Origin of the sequence: Kerstersia similis, assembly GCF_965139615.1 — a bacterium.
Lineage (GTDB): Bacteria > Pseudomonadota > Gammaproteobacteria > Burkholderiales > Burkholderiaceae_B > Kerstersia > Kerstersia similis.
Genome location: NZ_CBCSIQ010000038.1, coordinates 1 through 23,878, shown reverse-complemented (window position 1 = coordinate 23,878; position 23,878 = coordinate 1). Strand labels below are relative to the sequence as shown.

23 protein-coding genes are annotated in these 23,878 nt (G+C 63.3%); 13 read left to right on the top strand and 10 right to left on the bottom strand.

Going from position 1 to position 23,878, the window contains the following annotated elements:
* Positions 1–6 precede the first annotated feature (6 nt).
* From ACNA1V_RS16715 to ACNA1V_RS16705, 3 genes are all read left to right on the top strand, one after another.
* Complete coding sequence (locus tag ACNA1V_RS16715) at positions 7–792, top strand: fumarylacetoacetate hydrolase family protein (RefSeq protein ID WP_415834720.1); 786 nt, start codon at positions 7–9, stop codon at positions 790–792.
* An 18-nt stretch (positions 793–810) separates the two neighbouring features.
* On the top strand, positions 811–1,599 hold the full coding sequence (gene dmpH / locus ACNA1V_RS16710) for a 2-oxo-3-hexenedioate decarboxylase (protein ID WP_415834718.1): 789 nt from the start codon (positions 811–813) through the stop codon (positions 1,597–1,599).
* Between the two features lie 63 nt (positions 1,600–1,662).
* On the top strand, positions 1,663–1,854 hold the full coding sequence (locus tag ACNA1V_RS16705; protein ID WP_415834717.1) for a 2-hydroxymuconate tautomerase: 192 nt from the start codon (positions 1,663–1,665) through the stop codon (positions 1,852–1,854).
* An 89-nt stretch (positions 1,855–1,943) separates the two neighbouring features.
* On the opposite strand, the gene ACNA1V_RS16700 is transcribed toward ACNA1V_RS16705, so the two are convergent.
* Genes ACNA1V_RS16700 through ACNA1V_RS16680 form a run of 5 tightly spaced genes read right to left on the bottom strand, consistent with a single transcriptional unit; the run spans position 1,944 to position 7,017 of the window.
* The gene (locus ACNA1V_RS16700; RefSeq protein WP_415834716.1) at positions 1,944–3,107 is read right to left on the bottom strand and encodes a branched-chain amino acid ABC transporter permease; all 1,164 of its coding nucleotides are present in this window, start codon (positions 3,105–3,107) and stop codon (positions 1,944–1,946) included.
* A gap of 34 nt (positions 3,108–3,141) precedes the next feature.
* Positions 3,142–4,188, bottom strand: coding sequence for a branched-chain amino acid ABC transporter permease (locus ACNA1V_RS16695; RefSeq protein ID WP_415834715.1), 1,047 nt, complete (start codon positions 4,186–4,188; stop codon positions 3,142–3,144).
* Positions 4,189–4,209: 21 nt separating this feature from the next.
* The gene (locus tag ACNA1V_RS16690; protein ID WP_415834714.1) at positions 4,210–4,953 is read right to left on the bottom strand and encodes an ABC transporter ATP-binding protein; all 744 of its coding nucleotides are present in this window, start codon (positions 4,951–4,953) and stop codon (positions 4,210–4,212) included.
* A complete protein-coding gene (locus ACNA1V_RS16685; RefSeq protein ID WP_415834713.1) occupies positions 4,950–5,738 on the bottom strand; it encodes an ABC transporter ATP-binding protein in 789 nt (262 codons plus the stop codon). Before ACNA1V_RS16685 ends, ACNA1V_RS16690 begins: the two co-directional genes overlap by 4 nt.
* Positions 5,739–5,793: 55 nt before the next feature.
* Positions 5,794–7,017, bottom strand: coding sequence for a substrate-binding domain-containing protein (locus ACNA1V_RS16680; RefSeq protein ID WP_415834712.1), 1,224 nt, complete (start codon positions 7,015–7,017; stop codon positions 5,794–5,796).
* Between the two features lie 257 nt (positions 7,018–7,274).
* Between ACNA1V_RS16680 and ACNA1V_RS16675 the strand changes: the two genes are divergently transcribed.
* From ACNA1V_RS16675 to ACNA1V_RS16645, 7 genes are all read left to right on the top strand, one after another.
* Entirely contained in the window at positions 7,275–7,922 is a 648-nt protein-coding gene (locus ACNA1V_RS16675; RefSeq protein ID WP_415834711.1) for a TetR/AcrR family transcriptional regulator, read from the top strand.
* Positions 7,919–8,692, top strand: coding sequence for an enoyl-CoA hydratase/isomerase family protein (locus tag ACNA1V_RS16670; protein WP_415834710.1), 774 nt, complete (start codon positions 7,919–7,921; stop codon positions 8,690–8,692). The genes ACNA1V_RS16675 and ACNA1V_RS16670 overlap by 4 nt, the downstream gene beginning before the upstream one ends.
* A 42-nt stretch (positions 8,693–8,734) precedes the next feature.
* Positions 8,735–11,218, top strand: a complete 2,484-nt coding sequence (locus tag ACNA1V_RS16665) for an NHL repeat-containing protein (RefSeq protein WP_415834709.1) — start codon at positions 8,735–8,737, stop codon at positions 11,216–11,218.
* A gap of 62 nt (positions 11,219–11,280) precedes the next feature.
* Positions 11,281–12,807 carry an AMP-binding protein gene (locus ACNA1V_RS16660; protein WP_415834708.1) on the top strand — a complete coding sequence of 509 codons (1,527 nt, stop codon included), beginning with the start codon at positions 11,281–11,283 and terminating at the stop codon, positions 12,805–12,807.
* A complete protein-coding gene (locus ACNA1V_RS16655) occupies positions 12,791–13,639 on the top strand; it encodes a MaoC/PaaZ C-terminal domain-containing protein (RefSeq protein WP_415834707.1) in 849 nt (282 codons plus the stop codon). Before ACNA1V_RS16660 ends, ACNA1V_RS16655 begins: the two co-directional genes overlap by 17 nt.
* A gap of 269 nt (positions 13,640–13,908) precedes the next feature.
* On the top strand, positions 13,909–14,616 hold a 708-nt coding region (locus tag ACNA1V_RS16650), incomplete at its 5' end, for an alpha/beta hydrolase (protein WP_415834706.1).
* Between the two features lie 85 nt (positions 14,617–14,701).
* Entirely contained in the window at positions 14,702–14,914 is a 213-nt protein-coding gene (locus ACNA1V_RS16645) for a hypothetical protein (RefSeq protein ID WP_415834705.1), read from the top strand.
* A 31-nt stretch (positions 14,915–14,945) separates the two neighbouring features.
* Here the strand turns inward: ACNA1V_RS16645 and ACNA1V_RS16640 are convergent, their stop codons facing one another.
* Genes ACNA1V_RS16640 through imuA form a run of 3 tightly spaced genes read right to left on the bottom strand, consistent with a single transcriptional unit; the run spans position 14,946 to position 20,346 of the window.
* Positions 14,946–18,119 carry an error-prone DNA polymerase gene (locus ACNA1V_RS16640; RefSeq protein WP_415834704.1) on the bottom strand — a complete coding sequence of 1,058 codons (3,174 nt, stop codon included), beginning with the start codon at positions 18,117–18,119 and terminating at the stop codon, positions 14,946–14,948.
* Positions 18,116–19,624 carry a Y-family DNA polymerase gene (locus ACNA1V_RS16635; RefSeq protein ID WP_415834703.1) on the bottom strand — a complete coding sequence of 503 codons (1,509 nt, stop codon included), beginning with the start codon at positions 19,622–19,624 and terminating at the stop codon, positions 18,116–18,118. The genes ACNA1V_RS16640 and ACNA1V_RS16635 overlap by 4 nt, the downstream gene beginning before the upstream one ends.
* Positions 19,609–20,346 carry a translesion DNA synthesis-associated protein ImuA gene (imuA, locus tag ACNA1V_RS16630; RefSeq protein ID WP_415834702.1) on the bottom strand — a complete coding sequence of 246 codons (738 nt, stop codon included), beginning with the start codon at positions 20,344–20,346 and terminating at the stop codon, positions 19,609–19,611. The genes ACNA1V_RS16635 and imuA overlap by 16 nt, the downstream gene beginning before the upstream one ends.
* Before the next feature lie 143 nt (positions 20,347–20,489).
* On the opposite strand from imuA, the gene ACNA1V_RS16625 reads away from it, so the two are divergent.
* Entirely contained in the window at positions 20,490–20,870 is a 381-nt protein-coding gene (locus tag ACNA1V_RS16625; RefSeq protein ID WP_415834701.1) for a copper resistance CopC family protein, read from the top strand.
* Positions 20,871–20,883: 13 nt separating this feature from the next.
* Positions 20,884–21,765, top strand: a complete 882-nt coding sequence (gene copD, locus ACNA1V_RS16620) for a copper homeostasis membrane protein CopD (RefSeq protein WP_415834700.1) — start codon at positions 20,884–20,886, stop codon at positions 21,763–21,765.
* Between the two features lie 241 nt (positions 21,766–22,006).
* Here the strand turns inward: copD and ACNA1V_RS16615 are convergent, their stop codons facing one another.
* A complete protein-coding gene (locus tag ACNA1V_RS16615; RefSeq protein WP_415834699.1) occupies positions 22,007–22,555 on the bottom strand; it encodes an NADPH-dependent FMN reductase in 549 nt (182 codons plus the stop codon).
* 359 nt (positions 22,556–22,914) lie between these two features.
* On the opposite strand from ACNA1V_RS16615, the gene ACNA1V_RS16610 reads away from it, so the two are divergent.
* On the top strand, positions 22,915–23,310 hold the full coding sequence (locus ACNA1V_RS16610; RefSeq protein ID WP_415834698.1) for a pyridoxamine 5'-phosphate oxidase family protein: 396 nt from the start codon (positions 22,915–22,917) through the stop codon (positions 23,308–23,310).
* A 150-nt stretch (positions 23,311–23,460) separates the two neighbouring features.
* On the opposite strand, the gene ACNA1V_RS16605 is transcribed toward ACNA1V_RS16610, so the two are convergent.
* Entirely contained in the window at positions 23,461–23,721 is a 261-nt protein-coding gene (locus ACNA1V_RS16605; RefSeq protein WP_415834719.1) for a ParD-like family protein, read from the bottom strand.
* Between the last annotated feature and the right edge of the window lie 157 nt (positions 23,722–23,878).

The window sequence follows — 23,878 nt, the reverse complement described above, 5'->3', positions numbered from 1 at the left end:
CCCCCCATGCCCCAAGCACCGCTTCGTGCCCTCGCAGAACAACTGCATCATGCCTGGTTGCATTGCGATCCCATTGCCCCACTGACCGACACCCACCCCGGCCTGACGCTGGCCCAGGCCTACCAGATCCAGCAGTTGCTGATCCAGCTCAGGCTGCAATCCAGCGGCGCGCGCGTGATCGGCAAGAAAATCGGCGTTACCAGCCAGGCCGTGATGGATATGCTGCAAGTCCATCAACCGGATTTCGGCGTGCTGACCTCCGATATGGTCGTTGCCAACGGCGCCAGCCTTGCCACGGATCACCTGATCGCACCCAAGGCGGAAGGAGAAATCGCCTTTCTGCTCAAACGCGAGCTGGCCGGGCCCGGCGTGACCAGCGCCGACGTACTGGCTGCCACCGAGCTGGTCCTGCCCTGCTTCGAAATCGTGGATTCCCGCATCCGGGACTGGAAGATCCGGATCGCCGACACCGTGGCCGACAACGCCTCCTGCGGCTGCCTGGTCATCGGCGATCAAGGCGCAGACCCGCGCCGGATGGACTTTGGCCTGACCGGCATGGTGCTGGAGCAGAATGGCCGTGTCGCGGCAACAGGAGCCGGTGCCGCAGCCTTGGGCCACCCGGCCCAGGCTGTCGCCTGGCTGGCCAATACCCTGGGGGGCTTGGGATCCGGCCTGCTGGCGGGAGAAATCGTGTTGTCCGGCTCGCTGGCCGCCATGGTGCCCGTCGTGCCTGGGGATCACCTGCATCTGGGGCTATCCGGCATCGGCAGCGCCAGCATTTCCTTTCATTGAAGAAGGACTCTGCCACTCATGACACTCAACGCAAGCACGCGGGAAACGCTGGCGCAACACCTGGAAACCGCTGAACGGGAGCGCCGCCCGGTCACCCGTATCACCGCAGCCCACCCGCACATGGACTGGGATGATGCCTATGCCATCCAGGATCTCATCCGCGCCCGCAAACAGGCGCGCGGCCTTGCCGTCTCCGGCCTGAAAATGGGGCTGACGTCACAGGCCAAGATGCAGCAAATGGGCGTCACCGAACCCATCCATGGTTTCATCATGGCCGAGGGCGCCATCGCCAACGGCGGCGACATCCGCATGGATGAACTCATCCATCCGAAGATAGAAGCCGAGATCGCCGTCATCCTACAGCGCCCGCTAAGCGGGCCCGGCATTCATGCCGGCGATGTCCTGGCTGCCACGGCCTGCATCCTGCCCGCTGTCGAAATCATCGACTCGCGCTACGAGAACTTCCGCTTCGATCTGAAAAGCGTCATCGCCGACAACACATCTGCCGCACGCTACGTGACCGGCGATACGATTCGTCCGGCCCTGGGCCTGGACCTGCGCCACCTGGGCGTGGTGCTGGAGAAAAACGGCCGTTTGCTGGCGACGGCGGCAGGCGCTGCCGTTCTTGGCAACCCGCTCAACAGCGTTGCCATGCTCGCCAATATGCTGGGCCGCCAGGGCCGCAGTCTGCCCGCTGGCCCATTGATTCTGACCGGCGGCATCACCGAAGCCTTTCCTGTCGCCCAGGGCGACCACATACGCGTGCGTTACGAACACCTGGGCGAAGTCTCCATGCATTTCGTCTGAACTGGCCACCACGACGCACGTCCCCACTCTTCATTTTCCGTCCTTCCTACCGAACAGAACCTCATGCCCATCATTCAAGTCAGCCTGATCCAGGGCCGCAGCGAAGCACAGAAAGCTTCACTGATCCAGGCCCTCACCGATGCCGCCGAACACAGCATAGGCGCGCCGCGCGACAGCATACGCGTCATCCTGCTCGAAGTGCCCAATACCGACTTCGGCATGGGCGGCAAAACCGCCAAATCGCTGGGCCGCTGACATCCCCCGGCAGGCCGGGCGCAGCGCAAATGCCTCAATAGGAAATACGGCGTGCCTCCCCAGGCACGCCGCTGCTACCGCCCGCGCTGTCAGGTGGCCTGCTGCCTGCGGCGTGCCGCCCGCAACCGCAACTGCCCCGCTATCCCGGCCGGGAAGAAATACACGCTGAGCACAAACAACACCCCGAACCAAAGCAGCCAGCGTTCCGGTGCCGCCAAAGCCGCCAGGAAGGAACCTTCCGGCATCAGGGCAGCAATTGCCTTGAGCACATCCTGCAAATAATTCTGCGCCAGCAGAAACACCACGACACCCACCACCGCGCCATACAACGTGCCCATGCCGCCAATGACGCACATCAGCAGAATGAAAACCATCAGCTCGAAGTTCAAGGTATTTTCTGGATTGACGTAGCGATTGAACAAGGCAAACAGCGCACCCGCCAGGCAAGCCAGCAAGGACGCAAAGCACACGGCGGCCGTGCGATAGAGCACGGTACGATAGCCCAGCGCCTGCGCCCGGAATTCATTTTCCCGAATGGCCTGCAACACACTGCCAAAAGGTGAATTCACGACACGCAGCAAACCCAGGAACACCACGGCGCTGACCACGAACACCAGGTAATACATCAGCACCCGGCCCGTCAGGCGCACCTGGAACCAGGCATCGCGCGCTGCTTCGGCGGCGCCAGCAGACCCGCCCAGCCAGGCGTTCAGGAAGCGTCCTGGGCTCCAGCCCTGCAGCACCGCATCACTGAATCGCCAGGCGGGCCCCAGTTCACGCGGCACTTGCACCCGCAGGCCGTCCTCTCCGCCAGTGATGGCGTAGAGCTGGTTGACCAGACTGAGAAAGGCAAATGCCACCGCCAGCGTAACCAATGCGAAGAAGATCGCCTTGACGCGCAACGACAGCAATCCCAGCAGCAAGGACAGCACCAGCGTCAGCAATAATGCCAGCACCAGCCCGATGAATACAGCGCCTATCGAGTTGCCATATGCGCCCAGCGCCATGGCCACGCCATAAGCGCCAATGCCGAAAAACATCGTGTGCGCGAATGACACGATATGGGTATAGCCCAGCATCAAGTCATAGGAGGCCACGACAATGATGAAAATACAGATCATCCCCAGCATGGTGAACGCCCGCGTCCCATCAAACAGGAACGGGCCCAGCGCCAGGCAGAACAGGATGACCGATAGCAGCAGGCCCAGCATGCGGCTGCGCGGCAAATCGGCAGACAACAGGTTTTTCAGCATTTCATTCCCCATCGGGTGTGCCGCATGGCATGCCCTAGACCTTGATCACCGGAATCAGCCCCTGCGGGCGCCACATCAGCACGGCCACCATCAGCCCCACCGTTGCCACGGCGGCCAGCCGGGGTTCCAGATAGCCGACATACAAATTGATCAGGCCCACCATCATGGCGCCGTAGAAACAGCCGCGGATGGAGCCCAGCCCGCCCAGGATGATGACCACGATCACCGAAATCATCAGTTCGTCACCCATCTGCGGAAAAATGATTTCTCGATACATGCCCCACATGGCGCCGCCCAGGCCGGCCAGCGCCGATCCTGCCACGAACACGCCCAGAAACAGCAGACGGATCCGGTAGCCATGGATTTCCACCATTTCCCGGCTTTCCACGCCGGCACGAATCAGAATGCCCAGCCGCGTGCGCTCTATGACCCACCGCAACCCGGCATAGACCGCCAGCCCGACCACCACCGCAGCCAGACGGTATTTCTCCAGTGCCATGCCCCCGATCACCACGGCGCCGCGCAAGACCTCGGGGCGCGGCACCGGAATTTCCCGATGGCCCCAGATCACTTCGATCAGTTCGAAAATAACGATGGCGCCACCGACGGTCATCAGGATCTGCTTGAGGTGATCCCCGTACACCGGACGAATCACCAGCCGTTCAAACACCAGGCCCAGGCCAGCCGCCACCACCGCCCCCAGGCCCAAGGCACACAGCACCGCCAGCAAATTGGCGGCCGCCGAGCTGCTGCGGGCGGCATCACCCAGCCACATGCCCAGCACCGTCATGCCTGCGAAAGCCCCCACGGAGATAAAGGCGCCATGGGCAAGATTGAGCACATTCATCAGTCCGAACGTCAGACTCATGCCGGACGCCATGAGGAACACCATGGCCCCCATGGCCAGGCCACTGACTGTCAAGACCACCCATGTCCGGGGCGCCATCAGCGCCAACGGCAAGATCAGCATCAGCCCCAGCAGGAAAATATGCGGATGGGTTGACGGCAGGCGCCACAGGCGTTGCCACGCTGAAACACCCGAAGCATTCCCGGCGCTTTGTGTCGTACTGGATACAGGCATGGTTTGTCGCCCCTTATCGCGCTATTGGTGTGCGCCCAGCCCGAGGCCCAGCAATTCGTGCTGCAAGGCCTCGTCACCGGCCAGGTCAGCCATGCTGCCGGTATGCACAATGCGGCCATCGTTCATGACCGCCACGGATTCGCCCAGACGGCGCGAAAAATTGAAGTTCTGCTCGACCAGCAGGATGGATACCCGCTGCGCCTTGAGTTGCTCGAACGCAGCGGCCAGATCATTGATGATGGCTGGCGCCAGCCCCTTGGTCGGCTCGTCAACCAACAGCAGTTCCCGCGGTTCTATGACCGCCCGGGCGATGGCCAGCATCTGTTTCTGCCCGCCGGACAGGTTGCCTGCCGGACGATCCCAGAATTTTTTCAAGGGAGGGAACACACCCAGTATCCATTCGAGCCGGTCAGGATCCATGGCGCCGCTGATCGCGGCCAGCACAAGATTTTCCCTGACCGTCAGCATGCCGAAAATACCCATGTTCTCCGGCACAAATGCGATACCCCGCCTGGCAATCGCGGGAGTGGAAACGCCCTTCAGGCTCTGCCCCTGAAAACGCAACTCCCCTTGCCTGACCGTCGTCAAGCCCATGATGGTACGCAAGGTGGTGCTTTTGCCCGCCCCATTGCGCCCGAGCAATACGGTCAGCTCTCCTGCGGGCACGACCAGATCCACCCCATGCAGGATATGGTATTGGCCGATATCGGCATACACGCCCGACAACTGCAGAATCGCTTCCTGGCTGGCTTGTGCCTGAGTCATACTTCCTCCACGCTTGTGCCCAGATAGGCTTCCTGCACCAGTGGCGATGCAATCACTGCCGCCGGCTCGCCGTCAGCAACCAGCTGGCCGTTATGCAGCACAACGATGCGGTCAGCCAAGGCACGAACAACGTCCATTTTGTGTTCCACCAGCAGGATCACCTTGTTCTGCCGCTGTTTGATATCTGCGATCAGGTCAAGAATCACCGGTACTTCATCCACGCTCATGCCCGCCGTCGGTTCGTCGAACATGAACACCTCGGGCTCCAGCGCCAGCATCAGGGCCACCTCCAGCTTGCGCTGATCGCCATGCGACAGGCTGGCAACCGGCGCATCCGCACGATGCGCCAGATTGACCTGCGCCAGATAGGCAGCGGCACGCTCACTGATATCACGCCGCCTGGCGGTCATCTGCCAGAAAATATGGCCGATGCGATGGCGCGAAGCGACCGCAAGCCGGACGTTTTCCCGTGCCGACAGGCTGGGAAACAGATTCGTCAACTGGAACGCCCGCCCCAGGCCGCGATCCGCTCGGGCTGCGGCGCTCAGCGCCGTCACCTCTTCCCCTTTGACCCACACGCTGCCGGCAGTCGCCTTCAACTGACCGGAAATCAGGTTGAACCAGGTTGTTTTTCCGGCACCATTGGGGCCCACGATGGCAGTCAGCGTGCCGGCATGAAAGGCGCAGGACACGCGATCCACGGCGGTATGGCCGCCGAACCGGATCGTCAGGTCGCGGGTTTCCAGAACCGGCACGGCAGGGCTGGCACGATCTTGCCTGGACATGAACTCTCTCCTGAACGAGTCAACAGGCTGGCCGGGTGGCGGCCCGGCCAAGGCCTCAACGCGAGTTGCGCACGGGAATATTCATTTCTTCCAGCGGAATTTCACGCACCAGCTCCGGCACCCCCGCTGTCACGGCACGATCGGCGAACCAATCCTTGCGTTCTTCGCGCTTGATGCGGAAGTGGTACATGGACTGCAAGGCCTGCTGGTCCTCCGGACGGATCAGCATCTCGCCCTTGGGCGTGTCAAAGCGCAAGCCGGAGAACGCCTTCAGCAAGGCTTCGGTATCGCTGTCGCCACCGCTTTTTTCCAGCGCGGCCACAATCGCCATGGCCTGAGCAAACCCCTGGGTCGTGAAGAAGTCCGGCGCCGCCTGGTAGCGCTTGAAATGCTCAGAGACAAACCAGTCATTGATCGGATTGTTGGGCGACTCGAAATAATAAAAACCCGCTCCTTCCATGCCTTCCATATCCGCATACGGCACCAGCGCCGGCAGGATATTACCGCCGGCAGCCAGGCGAATGCCATGACGTTCCGGCTGTAAATCCTGAATGCGCGCCAGCGGGCTGGTGGCACCCGCCCAAATGGCGAAAATGAATTTTCCTTGCTCGCAATCCTTGCGGGCGGACAACGCGCCGAACAATCGTTGCGCTGCAGCAGTAAAATCCGTGGCATCGGTCGGCAGATATTCCTCATGCACCAGCTTTCCGCCCGTTGGCTCCAGGGCCTCGCGATAGGCTGCCACGCCATCGCGGCCAAAGGCATAGTCCTGGGCAATCGTGGCGACACAGACGCCAGGCTTGCCCAGCGCCACGGCGTTCGAGACGGCATCCTGCGAGGAATTGCGTCCCACGCGCACCACATAACGGTTCCATGAGGCACCGGTAATCGCATCCGCCACGCCCTCCGGCATGATCACCCGTTCATATTCTTCGGCAATCGGCAAGGTCGCCAGCGCCACGCCAGACGCTACCGGACCCACGACAATATGTGCATCATCTTCCGCATAGGCTTCCTCCACCAGCGTCCGGGCCCGCGCCGGGTCTCCCTGGCTATCCTTGCTGCTCAGCACAATATGCCGGCCAGCCACTTCCATGCTGCCCTTCGTCGCATATTCGAAACCCATCTTCATGCCTGTACTCAATTGTTGCGCATAAGCAGATAAGGGACCGGTAAAGTCAGTAACATGTACGACTCGGAATGGATCGGCAGCAAGGGAATGGCCGCTCAGGGCAAACAGCCCCAATAGCCAGGCAGCACGGCAGGATAGGCGCTTCATGGGCAAGTCTCCTCGTCGGGGCATCCAGTGCCGGCTAACCGCCATGAAATACTTTGCGGCAAGCTACCGAAACATGAATACCTAGTCATGTTCTTATGAATGACAGATGGTTTATTTCCATTCCATCACGCACGAAGCTAATTAATCTACAAGGGAAAACGCTTATGTTTCGTCACGCTAATGTCGCTTGACTCCTTTTTGAACAAGCATTAGCTTTTATGACTACTGATTCATGTTTCATATTTAAAGACCGATACATGGCTGAATCTCCTTCCAATCAAATGGCTTCCGTCCCCCGCGAATCGCCGGGTACGCCGAAAACGGCGCGTGGCGCCCGCACCCGTGCGCAGATTCTGCGCGCCGCCGAAACGACCATCGGCACACTGGGCTATCACCGTGCCGGCATCAGCGATATCACACGCGCTGCCGGCGTGGCGCAAGGCACCCTGTACTGCTATTTCTCCGGCAAGGAAGAAATCCTGCGTGAACTGGTGCGCGATATGGGACGTGAAGTCCGCGCCCATCTGGCGGCAGAAACGCTGCATGCCAAAGACAGGCTGGAAGCCGAAGAAAAAGGCCTGCACGCGTTCCTGAAATACATTCTGGATCACCCCTCGCTGTACCGCGTCCTGCAGGAAGCGCAATCGGTGGATGAATCCATCTACCGGGAATATTACGAATCCTTCGGGCGCGGCTATGTGCGCCTGCTGGCAGACGCGACGCGTAAAGGGGAAATCCGGCCCGGCAATGATGAAATCCGCGTCTGGGCGCTGATGGGCATGGCCCACTTTCTCGGCTTGCGATTCTGCATCTGGAAACAGGACACGCCTTTTGAAGCCATTATTGAAACCATAGGCGGGCTGTTCCGCCACGGGCTCGCGCTCGATCGCAAGGAGAAATCATGAGTCAGGAACTGGTGCTGACGCGCTTTCATGCCGGTATCGCGGAAATTCAACTGAACCGTCCTTCCCGCCACAATGCGCTGGTTCCTGCGCTGCTTGATGCGCTGCTGGAGGCGCTCGACGCCGTACGCGCCGACGAGCCGCGCGCCATCGTGCTGGCCGCACAGGGCAAGTCGTTTTCCAGCGGCGGCGATGTGCAGGGCTTCCATGCCGTGCCCCGCCAGGAGCGCCGCAATTATGCCCGGCAGGTGGTGGGCGGGCTCAATGAAGTCATCCTGACCCTGCTGCAATTACCCTGCCCTACCGTGGCAGCGGTGCACGGACTGGTCACTGGCGGTTCAGTCGGCCTGGCGCTGGCCTGCGACCTGGCCATCGGCGGCCCGCAGACCTCCTTTGCGCCGTGGTACACGGCCGTCGGTTTCAGCCCCGACGGCGGCTGGACCACCCTGATGCCCGAACGTATCGGCCGCGCCCGTGCGCTCTCCGTGCAATTGCTCAATGAACGCCTGGACGCGCAGGAAGCCACGCGCCTGGGCCTGCTGCACCAGTTGGCCCCGGATACCGAAAGCGTCCTGCCGCTGGCGCGCCAGATGGCGACACGCATGGCTGCCGGCCGCCCGGGCAGTGTGCGCCACACCCTGACCCAAGGCCGCCCTGACCCGCAGATCGTCGCCGCCGGCCTGGCACGCGAACTGCAGCATTTCCTGGAACAGATAGACACGGAAGAAGCCGCACGCGGCATGCAGGACTTCCTGGGTATCACGCGCCGCTGAGCCCTCGGCACGCCAGCCCTTTCCCCGAACGAGGAGACATACATGCTGTGGAAAAACCGTGTCCGGCCCTACCGCTGGCATGCCCTGATATTCAGCGCCCTGCTATTGCCCGCGCTGCCTGCCCAGGCACTGCAAACCTTTGCCGATGAAGAGCGCAACGGCGAACTGCTCGGCGAGGTCGCGCACCAGCGCTATCAGTTCAACACCCCGACCACCGTTACCTACGATCCCGACACGCTGGGCGATAACGCCGCCAATGCCCGCGTCTATGTCGCTGACATGGGCAATCACCGTATCCAGGTGCTGGATCTGGACGGACGCAGTATCGGCATGCTGGATGATGCCGACACGCTGCTGGCCGACGATAGCCCTGCCACTGTCGTGCCCAGCATCCAGGCCCCCCTGGGCATCGCCTTCCTGTCGCGCAGCGAAGCCGACGACGAGCGCCTGGCGGGTCTGTACGTGAATGATGTCGGACGGCATCAGATCCACTTTTTCCGCACGGTGGCGGGCGATGCCGACGGCTTCCGCTATGTCGCTTCGTTCGGCACCCCCGGCCACGGCGGGGGCGATGCCTTGCAGATGCCGCGCAATGTGGTGATCACGCCGCAAGGCTATATGGTGGTTTCCGACGAATTCAATCACCGCATCAAGGTCTTTCGCATCGACCCGGATCAGGGCTACCAGGCCACCCTGCTGCAAACGCTGGGCTGGCAGGACGCCACCGGCCAGCCTGTCGGCGCAGGCCCCATCATCCGCGGCACGGACCGCGATTACGGTACGCCGTCAAGCAACTATGACGACTACGCTGCCGCCCCCGAGAAACGCGATGGCTTCCGCATTCCTCAGGGTCTGACCTACTACCGTGCGGCGTCCGGCGCCACCTATGTCTATGTGGCCGACAACGGCAACAATCGCATCAAAATCTACCACCTGGATCCCGCCACCGGCCAGCTCGCGCTGCTGGACATGATCGGGCGACTGCGTGATGCCAGCAACAAGGTCGATCACCTGAAGCGGCCGCGCGGCGTCCGTACCGATGCGCAGGGCAATCTGTATATCGCCGACACCTACAACGGGCGCATCCTCCGTTTGCCCAACCTGGCCGCCCCCGGTGAAGCGCATGCCGTGCGCTATCGCGCCAGCGGTGCTGACGATGCGCGTGCCACCTGGGTCTATGGCCACCTGGGCATTCACCAGGTGGAAATGCGCAGCCCCACGACATCCGCCAAAGAAGACGCTGCCTTCCAATTGCCCAATGACCTGGTGCCGCTGGTACGCGCCGATGGTAGCATCCAGCGAGAAAACATCTGGTCCTGGGGCCTGCTTTACACCAATGCCCGTGTGCACCTGGTCAGCGACAGCGGCAATAATCGCATCAAGAAATGCTGGACCAACGACGCCGGCACCAGCCTGCTGCGCTGCTCGGTATCGCGTGGCGTAGGCACGGCGCTCAGCCACGAGTTCTGGGGCTACCCACGCACGCTGGCGGGCCAGCTGCATTCGGCCAGCGGCATGGCCTGGCTGCCTGCCAGCCAGCGCCTGCTGGTCAGCGACACGCCGAACTCACGGATCAATATCTATAACGCCGCAGGGGTCTATCAAGGCCGCTTTACCGGCGGCGATATCAGCCTGGGGGTCACCGGTATCGGCAGTTTCCGCGACCCAGTGTTTGGCGATGCCGTGGCCGTGCTGGTCGGCGCCGACCTGACCCTGCCCTGGCCCTATAGCGGCGACAGCAGCCTGCGCATTTACGATGCCAGCGGTTCGCTGCGCCATATTTTCAACCTCAATACCCGTACAAGCGGTTTGAGCGTTCCCGCCATCGGCCTGAGCAACGGCAATTATCCGGTTGCGATTTCAGTCAGGCCGCAAACGGCGACCGGCAGGCAACACGCCATTTATTTGAGCAGCTTTTCCAACCTGGTCTGGCGCTTTGACTACAACGCCGCCAGCGGCAGCCTGACACGCATCTGGTACAGCGGCGGCTCCGATACCGCCAAGGGCAGCGACCTGGGCGACAGCTGGAACCTTGGACCGGCGTTTTATCAGCAAGGCGCTTCCGGCAGTTTCGACCAGATCGGCAGCGTCCTGGCCCTGAATGACCGGGTGTATGTCACGGATCGCCGCAACCAGCGCATCCAGGCGCTGGCCCCTGCGACCGGCGCCCGCCTGGGCCAGATCGGTATCGGCGGCGGCACTTACGACCACCCCGACGGCCTGGATCCACAACGCTTCTTCCTGCCCGCCGGCCTGGCCCATGACGCCAGCCGCGACGCACTGCTGGTGGCTGACGGCTTCAACATGGTGGCGCGTGCCTGGCACAACCCGGATGGCGTCGCGCCTGACGGCAACGGGTTGATCTCGCCGGCCTATCTCGGCCACTGGCTCAACCCGGCGCTGGGCACCCGCCCCGGCGGCATGTTCGACACTGAACTCATTACCGCTGGCGGCAATAGCGTCTATGTCTTCTCGCTGATCAGCAACCGCATTACCCGCTTCGACTGGAGCGAACTGCAGCCCTGAACCGGAGGGCGGCCTCTGCAGCAGCACGCCGCCCTGTCATTCATCCATTCTCCGGAATACGCATGAACATGTTCGACTTGACTGCCAGGCGGGCCCGCCTGAACCCTGATCACCTGGCACTGGAAGACCTTGCCGACGGCACGCGTTATACCTACCGTGAACTGGACGAGCAAGCGGCCCGCTTCGCCGCCGCGGCCGCCGGATGCTGGAACCTGCAGGCGGGCGCCCGCATCGCCTGGCTGGGGCACAATCGCGCGGAATTTTTTGCGATGCTGTTCGGCTGCGCCAAGGCCGGCCTGATCCTCGTGCCCCTCAACTGGCGCCTGGCAATCCCGGAACTGGAAGTACTGCTGGATGACAGCCAGCCGGACGTCCTGATCTACGGCGCGGAATTTGCATCGACGGCAGCCCAATTGGCCGCCCGCCATCCGGCGCCGCTCCAGCTGGTTGCGCTGGATCACTCGCCCGAGAACCACCGGCACTATGGCACCGACCTGGCGAGCGTCACGCCGGATTTGACTCCATGCCCCGAGCGCGACCCGGATAGCCCCTGGTATCTGCTCTATACCTCCGGCACCACCAGCCGCCCCAAAGGCGTGATCCAGACCTTCCGCATGATGATGGCCAATTATCTGAATATCGGCCTGGCAGTTCGCCTGAACGCGGATGATGTACTGCTCAATGTACTGCCGGTATTCCATACGGCAGGCATCAATCTCTATTCCTCCGCGCTGTTGATGCTGGGCGGCACCGTGCTGGTGCAGCGCACCTTCGACGCCAGCCAGGCTCTCGATATCCTGGCCGGGCGCGCAACGATCTTCTTTGGCGTGCCTGCCATCTACCAGGCGCTGCTGGAACATCCGGCCTTTGCCGGCGAACGGCTGCAGCGCGTGCGCTCCTGGGGCTGTGGCGGCGCCGCGATGCCGGTTGCCGTCGCCCAGCGCTATGCCCAGGCAGGCATTCTGGTGCGTACCGGCATGGGCATGACCGAAGCCGGGCCCACCGTATTCCTGCTGGACGAAGACCAGGTGCTGCGCAAACCCGGCGCCGCCGGCCGGCCGCAACTGGTGACCGAAGTGCGTATCGTGGATCGCGCCGGCCGTGATGTCGCGCCCGGGGAAGCCGGGGAACTGCTGGTGCGCGGCCCCGGCGTGACACCTGGGTACTGGCAACGTCCGGAAGCCACGGCCGAAGCCATGCTGCCCGATGGCTGGTTGCGCACTGGTGACGTAGCCCGCTGCGACGAAGAAGGCGACTACACCATTGTGGACCGCTGGAAAGACATGTTCATTTCCGGCGGGGAGAATGTCTATCCCGCCGAGGTCGAAGCCGTGCTGCTGCAGCATCCCGACATTGCAGAGGCAGCCGTGGTTGGCATGGCGGATGAACGCTGGGGCGAAGTCGGCCATGCCAGCATCGTACTCACCGCAGGCGTCGAGACGCTGGATCTGGAAGCCCTGCGCCGGTTCTGCCGCGAACGGCTGGCAGGCTACAAGGTTCCCAAGGTATTCCAGCTGCGCGAGGCGCTGCCGCGCAATGCGCTGGGCAAAGTGATCAAACAGGAGTTGCGCGATGCCGCCCATCACTGACCCGGCCGCCATGACCCAGGCCTGCGTACTGACGCAGCAGGATTTCGACCGTTTCGCTGATTTGAGCGGTGACCACAACCCGATTCATGTCGATCCGGCCTTTGCCGCTGGCACGCCCTTTGGCGCCACGGTGTCGCATGGCATGCTGCTGTTCAGCCGCCTGCGCGGCCTGATAGCCCGACAATACCCCGGCCTGCCGCTGGCCAGCCAGACCCTGATGTTTCCGGCCCCCTGTTACGCCGACGAGCCCCTGACCCTGGCGCTGACGCCAGAATCAACTCCCAACGGCCAGGGGATAGCGCTGCGCACGGAAGTCATCAAGGCCGACGGCAGCCTGGGGCTGCGCGGCAGCTGTGTGCTGCGTCGCACTGCGGATACCGGCCGGCCACCCCATGCAGATGCCGGCCCGGCCCAGCCGCTTGCCACGCCACCAGCCACCCCGGCCCCATGCCCTGCGCCCGGCCTGGATCGCTACCTGGCTTTGCGCCACGGCGACAGCGCCGCGCTGGAACGCCGCTATACCCCCACAGACCACGCCCTTTGGGCTGCGCTTGCGGACAGCCCCGTCGTGCCTGCCGAACTGCCCGAACCGCTGATCCCCGCCATGTTTTCCTGCCTGCTCGGCGAAGAATTGCCGGGCCATGGCACCAACTATCTGAAGCAGTCCCTGAATTTCCTCGCGCCGGCCCAGGCAGGAGAAACACTGCACGCCAGCGTGACCGTCAGCCGTCTGCGCGCCGACAAGGCCCTGGTCAACCTGCACACCCGCTGCACCGGCGCCGACGGGCGCCTGCTGTGCCACGGCGAAGCCCTTGTTCTCTTCCGTCAATGATGTCATTCCCGCCCGCATCCCCCTCCCCGGACGCCCGGACTCNTCTGCGCGCNGACCCACCCGCTGCCCTGGCCGACTGGCTGGCGCTTGCCAACCAGGCCGGTGCAGAAGCCCGCCGCCGTGGCGTGCCGGACAGCCCCCAGGCGGCCCGCGACGGCCTGGCCATGATGACGCGGCGCTTCTGCGGCACTGGCCCGGTCCAGCCCTGGGAACGCGATATCACCATTGGCCCGGAAGCCACGCCGGTACGCCTTTACGACCCCGCCCCNACCCAGCCCAAGCCAGTCTGCGTGTATCTGCATGGCGGCGGCCACATGGCGGGCAGCGTCGAGGTCTATGACCCGATCTGCCGCAGGCTCGCCGCCACCAGCGGCTGCCTGGTCGCATCAGTGGATTACCGGCTGGCGCCTGAACATCCCTACCCGGACGGCCTGACCGATTGCCTGGGAGTGCTGACGCACCTGCGTGATGCGCTGGCCGACACCGACTGCCTGGTCACAGAACGCCTTGCCCTGGCGGGTGATTCTGGCGGCGGTGCGCTGGCTGCCACACTGGCCTCCTTGCTGCGCCGCCATCAACATCTGCGGCTGGACCGCTTGCTATTGATCTACCCCAGCCTGGATTACACACTGCCCCCCTACCCTTCGCTGCTGGAAAATGGCACGGGCTACTTGCTGGAAACGGCCAAGATACGCTGGTATTTCGATCATTATTTCCAGCATGACGAAGACCGCCGCCAGGCTTCTCCGCTATACAAGGAAATGGATGGCCTGCCGCCCACGCTGCTGGTCACGGCCGGCCTATGTCCGCTGCGGGACGAAGGCCTGGCCTACCTGGCGCAATTGCAGCAACACGGCATTGCCCACCAGCACCTACACCTGCCCGACATGATTCATGCCTGCCTCAATCTGCATGCCCTGGTGCCTGACGCCTGCGACCGTATTTATCAAACCATGACAGACTTCATCCGCCAGTGAATCCGGCCTGAGCCAGAAATCACCGATAATCACCGATAATAGGCAGCCGCCCGGCCCCTACCTTTCTTGCCATGCCCCAGTCGGCATGGTGGATTTCAGCCTTTTCGAACCCATGAATCTGAGCAAACTTCCTTTCTTCCTGGCCCTGGGCGTTGTCCTGCTGGCTGGCTGCACCACCCAGGAAAAACAACTGGTCAAGGAACTCGAAAACCTGCCCGGCGTCACTTGCGATATCGCCGACAGCGGCGCGGAAACCGATTGCCATCCCGACAGTCTGAAAGCCACGCAGGGACCCTGAGCCCCGCGGCCAAGCGGCATCAAACGCCGCCTTACTGGAAATCCCGGCTGCGGGTCGCCAGCCCGCCCAGCAGCGGGCTCAGGTCTTCCGCTCGCCCCAGCACCAGATGCGACACGCCCTCATGGGTCTGCCAGACCCCATGCACCGCCAGCAACTGCGCATTCAGCAATGCCGCACGCTGACGTTCCAGCCACTCCGGCCGCACGATCACATTGACATTGCCGGTCTCATCTTCCAAGGTCACGAACATCACGCCTTTGGCCGTACCGGGGCGTTGCCGACCCACCACGATGCCACAGGCACGCGCCAGCCGGCCATGCGCCAGCTGCTGCAACTGCGCCGCCGTCATCAGGCGCCTGGCCTGTAGTTCGGCACGCAGCAAGCTCAAGGGATGCGGGCCTAGGCTCAGGCCCAGGTGGCGGTAGTCCGCCAGCACCTCGGCACCCGCGCTCATGGGTTCAAACAGCGGCAGTTGCACAGCCGGCGCGGGCGCATGGCGCAGCAAACCGGTTTCCGCCCGGGCGCCGCTGGCTTCCCACAGTGCCGCACGGCGGCTGCTCTGCAGGCCTGACAGCGCACCACAGGCCGCCAGGACGCGCAACTCTTCCCGCCCCAGCAAGGCCCGCTGCGCAACATCCTGAATATCCACGAACGGCTGCTGCCTTCGGGCGGCCACCAGCTTGCGCGCGGCCTCTTGCGACAGCCCCTGCACTTGCGACAACCCCAGGCGCACTGCCGGACGCGGCCCGGCCGGGACCAGCAGCGTTTCCCAGGCGCTATCGCAGACGGAGACAGGCCATACACGCACGCCATGCCGGCGGGCATCCTGCACCAGAATGGAAGGCGAATAAAACCCCATCGGCTGGCTATCCAGCAAGGCTGCCAGAAAGGCCTCCGGCTCATGGCGCTTGAGCCAGGCGCTGGCATACGCCAGCTGCGCAAAACTGGCGGCATGGCTTTCCGGAAAACCGTACTCGCCAAACCCCTGCATCTGCCGGAAAATCTGCTCCGCGAAGTCAGCGGTATAGCCGCGTGCCGTCATGCCTGACAGGATTTTTTCATGGAACCCGCCCAGGCCGCCACGCCGACGCCAGGCTGCCATGGAACGCCGCAGATTATCCGCCTCGCCATCCGTAAAACCGGCTGCCAGCATGGCGATCTGCATCACCTGTTCCTGAAAGATCGGCACCCCTTTCGTGCGCAACAGGGCCTGTTCGATCTCCGGCCCCGGACTGCGGCTATCTTCCAGCCCCTGCCGCCGCCGCAGATAGGGATGCACCATGCCTCCCTGTATCGGCCCTGGCCGAACGATGGCGACCTGAATCACCAGATCGTAGTATTCCCGAGGCTTCAAGCGCGGCAGCATGCTCATCTGCGCGCGCGACTCAATCTGGAATACGCCTACCGTATCCGCGGCACAGATCATGTCGTAAGTCGGCGCATCATCCGCAGGAATGTCCTGCAAACGCCACGCCTGCCCCCGGCGCCATGCCGTCCAGGCCAGCGCCCGGCGCAACACGCTCAACATGCCCAGCGCCAGGACATCCACTTTGAGCAGGCCCAAAGCGTCCAGATCATCCTTATCCCATTGCACCACGCTGCGCCCGGCCATAGCGGCATTTTCCACCGGCACCAGCCTGACCAGCCGGTCGCGGGCGATCACGAAACCGCCAGGGTGCTGCGACAGGTGCCGGGGAAAGCCCAACAACACCTCGACCAACGCCCGCCATTGCCGCGCCACCGGCGCATCCGCCTGCAACCCGGCGTCCTGCATGCGTTCCGCCAAACGCTCCCGGCCATCCCAATGCCGGTAAGCGGCGCACACCTGATCCACCAGCGCTGCATCCATGCCCAGCGCCCTGCCGGTGTCGCGCAGGGCGCTGGGCATGCGATAGGTAATGACAACTGCGGCCAGCGCCGCACGCTCGCGCCCATAACGCGCATAGATATACTGGATCACTTCCTCACGCCGCTGGTGCTCGAAATCCACGTCGATATCCGGCGGCTCGCCGCGCTCTTTGCTGATGAACCGGGCGAACAGCAAATTGCCATGCACCGGATCCACCTCCGTAATGCCCAGGCAATAGCAGACGGCGCTGTTGGCAGCCGACCCCCGCCCCTGGCACAGAATGCCCTGTGCTCGCGCATAACGGACGATGTCATACACCGTCAGGAAGTACGCCTCATAGGCAAGCTCAGTGATCAGGCGCAACTCCTTTTCCACCAAGGCCAACACCGTATCCGGCACGCCGGCCGGGAAACGCCGCTGCGCACCAGCCAGGGTTTCCTGCCGCAGATACGTTGCCGGGGTATGTCCGGCCGGGCAGATTTCCTCCGGGTAGGCATAGCGCACCTCATGCATGCGGAAACGGCAACGGGCAGCCAGCCGCCCGGTTTCCTCCAGCCATTGCGGCGCGTACAGCGCTGCCAACTGCCTGCGGCTGCGCAAATGGCGTTCCGCATTGGACTGGCGCGCCAGCCCACAGGCGGCTACGGTTTGTCCGCTGCGTATGGCCAGCAAGGTGTCATGCAACGGTTTGCGGGCCCGCACATGCATCTCCACCTGCCCGACCGCAACCACGGGCAGCCCTGCCGCCGCCGCTGCCTGCGTGACCGTCTGCGCATGCTGTGCGTCGCGGCCGCGCTGATGCAAGGCCAGGCCCACCCAGGCTCGCTCCGGAAACACCTGCGCCAGCCAGTCTGCCTGTTCCTGCAGCAAGGAGAGCGGCGCCGCATATGCCGGCAGCAACAGCGTGACACAGCCCGGCAACGCCGGCATCGCCGCGTCGGACGCCAGATCCGTGTCATACAGGCGATAACTGCCCTTCTTCCCCCGCTGCCGGGCCAGCGTGATCAGTTCGCACAGATTGCCATACCCCTCCAGGGACTCTGCCAGCGCGACGAATTCCAGCCAATGCGTGCCATCCGCCCGGCTCAAGACGAACGATGCCCCCACCAGCAAGGGAAGCTGCTGGCGTTGCGCTTCCACATGCGCTTTCACGATCCCGGCCATCGAGCATTCGTCCACCAGCGCCAGGCCCGCATACCCCAACGCCGCCGCCTGCGCGACCAACTCCTCGGGGTAGGATGCACCGCGCAGAAAACTGTAATTGCTCAGGCAGCACAATTCGGTATAGGCGGGCAGCCCTGCTTCCTGCACCTGCCCTGCCGCCGCTGCCAGCGGCGTGTCGCCAGGCTCCCTCATGCATATATCCCATGCAGAAACCAAACCAGGCCGCCTGCTGCCTCGCCAGCTCCGCGTTGCCGGAACACCCAATAGCACACGCCACTGCTCGCGTGCCGGGCCATGAAATAATCGCGCGCCGTCCCGCCTTCCCACCAGCCGTCCTCGATCCGCTCCGGGCCGCCCAGCAAATGCAGCGCTGTGCCGCCATACATCGGCCCGCCGCCCGCGGCAGCCGGCAAGGGCAATGGCGTCTCCAGCAGCCAGAAAGGACGCGGCGCCCGGATGGCCTGCCGGTCTGCCCATGCGGCACTGTCTGGTAGCGAACCCATGGCACGATCGCCAGCCATGGCCTGATATGGCAGCCAGCGGCAGGCACGCTCAGGCCGATGGTCGGCCACCGGGCTGGCCAGCAGGATGCTTTCCGCCCCCAAGCGCGCAGCCAGCACATCCTGCAGGGCAGCCACATCCCCCGATGCTCCCGCCTGCGCCAGCAAATTGCCGCTGGTGCCCGCCCTGGCCTGGCAGGCAATGGCCTCCAGCGTCATGGCACTGACCGGTGCAGGCAAAGGATTGCGTGCCAGACGTTCAGCCAGCAGATGAGCCAGATGCCCGGCCTCCCAGGCGGGCTGCGCCAGCTTCATGTCCAGATGCGTGCGCGGACTGCTGCGCTGGCGTCCTTCGTGATGCAAACTCCAGCGCAACTCGGAGACTGCCAACTGCCGCGCATCCAGCCATGCCGTCAACTGCACCAGCAAACGCTGGGCCAGCCAGCACAAGGCCTCGTGGCGTTCCACAGAAAACAGGCTCTGGACCTGGCTGCAAAAATGCTCGGGTGGCCGGACCCATTCATAGCACTCGCCGGTATTGCCATAGGCGCGATCAAGTTGCAGCAGCAAACCCGCTGCCTGGCGTTCACGCAGCCCCGCACGCGGCAAGCGGCGCAACGCCCCGAAAGTATCGCAGCCCAGGCTCGCCAGCCACTCGTGCCGACTACCGGGCTCGTCCAGCAAGGCCAGTGGCAAGCCATCCAGACAAGCAGCCAGACGCGATACCCGCAGCACCCGCCGACGCTTGGCCTGCGGTGCCCGCGCCAGCAGCCAGGCGCCGCAAGCACTGGGGGCCAGGGCCAGGCGGGCAGCCAGCCCCAGACGCTGCAAACTCTCCCGCACCCGCGCATAAAGACGCCGCACCCCGCCAAACAGCCTCAGGCTTGCGGAAACATCCAGCACCAGCGCATCCTCCCTTTGCCACGCAAGCAAAGGCGAAAACGGCAACAAGGCCAATTCGATTTCGCGGCACAACTGCTGTTCGCATTCTGTCCGGCGGACGATGAAATCCAGCTCAGGGGCCAGCGCCCGCGCACCGGCCTGCCGCATGCCTGGGCGCACCCCGGCCTTCCATGCCTGGCCGCCGCAGGCCCAGACCTGCCCCTGGTGCAACACCACCTGGGGCAAACCGGCCTCGCTGTAGCGGTAGGCATCCAGCCTGGGCTGCAGCAGGTGTACGCCTAGCCACACCTGCATGGCTCTGCTTTCCCGGACATGGCAACAGCTGCCGCCCCGGCCGGCGCGGCCAGGCGGACGGAGCGTGACAGCCAGCCGCCGCGGCGCTTGAGTATATGCACCTGGAAATCTCCTTCAGGCCCATCAGGCGTCAGGGCCAGCCGCAAGGCTGCAGGCGAAGGCAGCCGGGCCTGCGCCTGGGGCCGCAACATGAAAAACAAGGCATGACAGCCTTGCGCCGCCAGATGCAGGCGATGCAACTGGCGGTAATCCGCCGCCCCCTGCCACAGCAACAAGGCATCCAGCGAACCGCTGCGCAGAATCTGCTCTGCCGCCCACAAGGCATCGGCATCCTGCTGCGCCCGGACCCACATCAGGCGCATGGCATCTCCGCCAGCCTGCTCCCAGGCCGCGCTCTGCGGCACATGTGGCGGCCGCACCAGGGCCACCGGACGCTCGCCGTGCAGCAAAGCCGGCTGCAACAGTTGCCACTCGCCACACCCCGCACGCGGCAGCAAAATCTCCACCAAGGTGCCACGCGGCCATCCCCCCCCTGGCAGCTGGGCGGACAAGGCCGGCAAGCCGGTATCCACACAGGCAGCAAGCTGCGCCAAACCCTGCGCGCCACGCCAGACATCGGGATGCGGCAAAGACCCCTGCGGGCCGGCCTGCCCCGGCTGCGCCGCCGTCTCCGGCAACGGGCCCGCAGGGCAGGCCAGAGAAGGATTTGAAGGAAAAGGCATAAGGTTTTCTGAAATCCACTAGCCCCCATTTTACTGTATATAAAAACAGTATTCATGAATTTCCGCCAACTCCTGCCGCCTGCAGCCGGAACTGAGATGTACTACTATTCCCCCTTCTGCTCCACTGCGACACGCTCCCTATCATGTTCACATCCCGCAGCCGCCTGGCCGCAGCCATGCTGGCCACAAGCCTCCTGGCCGGCGTCCATAGCCTTGCCCTGGCCCACTCGCACGCCATCGCACAATCCCCCGCCCCGGGCAGCACCATCACGCAGGCTCCCGCCGCCTTGTCCATCGAATTCGATGGACGCGTCGAACTGCCCTTCAGCCGCATTACCGTCACCGGCCCGGATGGCAAGACACTGGAAACCGGCAAACTGGCCTATGCCTCCGAGGACCGCAAAAGCCTGAGCCTGCCGCTGCCGGCCACCCTGGCCCCTGGCCGCTATCAGGTCGATTGGAACATCACCTCCGCTGATTCCCACAAAGTCTCGGGGCAATACGACTTCACCGTGCAGCCCTGAGGCGCACCTGGCCGTGCTGGAGTTGTTTCCCATCCTGCTGCGTCAGATTCATGTCGCAGCCTTGCTACTGTGCTGTGGCACGGGGGTCTATTTCGGCTATCTCGTGCCGGCGCCGCTGGCCCGCCCCCTGAACCATCCCTCCCGCCGGGTGTACTCAGCCTGCACGCTGCTGGCCTGTGCCGGCACCCTGCTGATGATCCCACTGCAGGCGGGGCGCATGTCTGGCGACAGCCGGCAAATCCTGTCACCGGACACCTGGCTGTCCGTCCTGCAGGCCACCCGTTATGGCGAAACCTGGCAGTGGCAATTTCTCCTCTTGCCCCTGCTGCTGCTGGCCTGGCTGTGGCGCTGGCGCCCGCCATCCCAACACCGCGCCATGGCCCTGGCCAGTGCGGCCATGCTGGCGGCACTCGCTGCAACCGGCCATGCCGCCGCGATGGACGGCGCGCTGGGCTGGCTGCATCGCGGCAACCAGACCCTGCATCTCTGGGCCATCGCTTACTGGGTCGGCGGCCTGCCCTGGGTCTTCCTCCATATACGCCAGCTGGCGCAGCACCAGGATACCGACCTCATCAAAACCCTGGTGCGCTACTCACGCCTTGGCCACTGGGCAGTCGCCATCGCCATCCTGAGCGGCATCGGCAACCTCTTCCTGATTCTTGGCCCCTGGCCCTGGAACTGGGCCACGCTCTACATGCGCCTGATGGAAACCAAATTCCTGGCGGTTGCCGCCATGGTCGCGCTGGCGCTGTTCAACCGCTACATCCTGGTGCCGCGCATGCGCAACCAGGCACAGGCCATGCAGGCCCTGGCAAAAAACACGCGCTTTGAAATCATCTTTGCCACGGGCATCATCATCCTGATCGGCGTGATCGGCACCTTGGCGCCGAACTGAAGGTAAGGCCGGCCACGGCCTGATACCTGCGCCAAAATCGGCGCCAGCACACTTCGACCGGTCTCACGCGCCATTCCCCGCCTCATGAACCTCGTAAGGCCTCGTAAGGCCTCGCGTGATGACCTCATAAGGGCCATCATCGGCGGATGAACCTGCCCGCCGACAACGCAACACCCCACAACCGGGCAAGGCAAACCCACCTCGCGCGCCCTGCCCGTTCACAACGACTGGCTGCTTCTTGCTACTGGTTCTTTCTAACCCAGGCCGCGAAGCGATTGACCCAACTCTGCAGAAACTCCTTGCTGCCGGGGCCAATACCGCCATCTGCGTCAAAAAAACCCTCCTTGGCATGCAGGAACGCCTCCGGCTGCTGCAGTGTCGGCATATCCAGGAACACCAGCACATTGCGCAAATGCTGCTGCGCCAGCGCCGTCCCGATGGCGCCTATGGAAATACCGATCACACCTGCTGGCTTGCCAGCCCAGGCGTTCTTGCCATAGGGACGCGACCCCTGATCCAGCGCATTCTTCAACACGCCCGGAATGGAACGGTTGTACTCCGGCGTCACGAACAACACCCCTTGAGCCGACTGGATCTTTTCCTTGAACTTCAGAACTGCTTCCGGCGTATTGGCATCGTCATCCTGGTTATAGAGCGGCAGATGACCGATCTCCACTTGCTCGAACACCAGATCAGGCGGCGCCAAACGCGCCAGCGCATTGGCCAACTGCCGATTGAACGAATCCTTGCGCAAACTACCCACGACAACAGCGATACGGAATTGACTCATGATGCCCATCCTGTAGTGAAGAAACGTAGTAAGGAACCGCCCCTTCATTCCAGCACGAAGCATCATGACAAACAAGAACAAAAACAGACCCATATCAAACCATGGATGTCTTTTCCCGCCCTGGCAAACCAAACCGGCGGATCCCCCGGACAACACACATCGCACAACCGCCCCTGACCGCAACGACCGCACAGGCACAGGCACAGGCACGGCACAGCACAGCACAGCACAAAAAATATACAATATATATACAGATCAATAACAATACATATATTCCATCTCCCTACCCCGGCCATGCAGCCCAAACGGACACATGGCTCAGCCCCCCTCCTATCTCCCTTTCAACAGGAACCTCATCCATGCAAGTCCTCGATGACGCCATGAAAGCCATGCTGGCCAAACAGCTTCCGATTCAGTCCACCGTCGGCAAGGATGGCCTGCCGGACATCGGCCCCAAACGCTCATTGCGCGCCTATGACGACCAAACCCTGATCTACAACGAAAACACTGGCGGCCAAACGTTGCGCAACATCCTCGACGGCTCGAAAATGGCCATAGCCGTCATCGACCGCGAAGCCCTGGACGGCTATCGCTTCGTTGGCACGCCGGCCGTCTTCAGCGAAGGCAAACCCTTTGAAGACGCCGTTGCATTTGCCAGCCAGAACGGCATGAAAACGCCAAAATTCGCAGTCCTCATCCACATCGACGCCATCTACACGCTACGCTCCGGCCCGGATGCGGGCAAAGCGCTGTAAAGCGGCACAGCCACAATGAAAAACGGCTATCGGCTGAAGGGCTGCCCCTCACCGATAGCCGTCCGCACCAGGCGCCGCCTGGCAACACACCCTATCTGCTGAAACCGTCCTACCTGCCGCAGAGCTAGAACATCAGCCCCGCGCCGCTCCTCAGACCAACCGGCGCTTATCCGGCTCCTGACCCGCCTGCTGCGCATCCAGGCCTGCAACCAGCGCATGCAAATCGCCGGGCACCCGCTCGGCCTCCAGCAGCAACCGCGACAACGCCGCGTAATTCAAATGCGGATACAGCTCCGCCAGCATCCCAACCCGCATCCAATACTCGGCCTGCTGATTAATGGAGCGGCTGAACGCGCTACTGACGGTACGCAACTGCTCATGCAGGGAATCCGAAATCTTGACCAGGCCCATGCCCGCCTCCAAAAGCTGAATCACTCGATCACAGATCATAGATGATTTATCAAACAGGCCTGCCTCCCCACACACAGCCCGCAACGCCCTCTCTCCCCAAAACTGCGCGCTCCCTGACCGCCCGCAAAACCAACCAACCCAACTCCCCGCCCTCATC